The following is a 1,338-nucleotide window of genomic DNA, read 5'->3' as shown; positions in this document are numbered from 1 at the left end:
GGCGTTGTTAATGATATGGACACTTCCACCCACCGTCTAAACTTATAGTCGGTAACATAAATGAGGAAGAGACCATGACCATTGCAACTTTAGGTATCGACTTAGCTAAATCTTCTTTTGCTCTTCACGGAGTAGATTCATCAGGCAAAGTTCTTTTGAAGAAAAATATCAGCAGAAAGAAGTTGTCCGAAACGTTGACCAATATGCCTCCTTGTCTTGTTGGTATGGAAGCTTGCTCCAGTGCTCATTATTGGGCAAGAGTATTCAAGCAATTTGGTCATGACGTTAAACTTATGCCTCCGCAGTTTGTTAAGCCCTATGTGAAATCAAATAAGAACGATACCGCTGATGCTGAAGCAATCTGTGAAGCGGTAACTCGCCCTAACATGCGTTTCGTACCTATAAAATCGATTGAACAGCAATCAATCCTTTCTGTTCACAAAGCTAGAGAAAGGTTAGTTTCAATGAAAACTGGCCAAACTAATCAATTACGTGGGTTGCTGGCTGAGTTTGGTCTTGTCTTTCCTAAAGGAAGTGCATCACTTAACAAGCAGCTCCCTCTGGTTTTAGAGGATGCTGAAAATAATTTGACGCCACCGATTCGCTGCGTGGTTACTCATTTAAAAGAACTAATTGATGAGCTTTCTTCACGAATTAGTGCGTTAACAAAAGAAATTGAACAATGGCACAGTACGAATGTTGATTCTAAAAGAATCGCAGAGATCCCTGGAATTGGCCCTATAACTGCCACCGCACTTGTTGCAAGTATAGGTGACCCCGCATCTTTTAATAATGGACGGCAGGTATCTGCATGGATTGGACTTGTACCTAAGCAGTTTTCAACGGGTGGCAAACAAGTATTGCTTGGTATAAGCAAGCGGGGGGATGGCTATTTACGAAGACTACTAGTGCATGGTGCAAGAGCTGTTCTTGGGCACTTAAAGCAACAGCCAACCACTTATACTCACCGCTGGTTGAATGACTTACTGAAACGAAAACACAAGAATGTTGCAATAGTCGCACTAGCTAATCGGAATGCTCGAATTGCATGGGCTTTATTGGCTAATCAGCAACACTATAATCCTGAATTACTATCTATCTAAAATTGCGCATGAAGTGGAAATGAGAAAACAGGTAAGACCGTGAGTATGGAACTCTGATTTGATCTTAGGACTTTCAAGTTCGTGTTGTTGATAAGAGCATGCTCAGCGGAAATCATTAAGAGTCCTTGAACTCGGATATATGTCTGCAATCTTTTACCTAAAACTTTCAGATTTACTACTTGCCAATAGGAAGTGTCCATATATGATCAAATCAGCTTGAGGTTCAACGACGCCA

General features: G+C 41.3%; 1 protein-coding gene. It reads left to right on the top strand.

Going from position 1 to position 1,338, the window contains the following annotated elements:
- Positions 1-74 precede the first annotated feature (74 nt).
- Entirely contained in the window at positions 75-1,103 is a 1,029-nt protein-coding gene (locus AB6D93_RS24050) for an IS110 family transposase (protein ID WP_017065108.1), read from the top strand.
- Positions 1,104-1,338 lie beyond the last annotated feature (235 nt).

The sequence above is a fragment of the Vibrio sp. 10N.247.310.23 genome (genome assembly GCF_041467155.1).
Taxonomy (GTDB): domain Bacteria; phylum Pseudomonadota; class Gammaproteobacteria; order Enterobacterales; family Vibrionaceae; genus Vibrio; species Vibrio crassostreae_C.
This window is presented reverse-complemented; position numbering and strand designations above follow the sequence as displayed.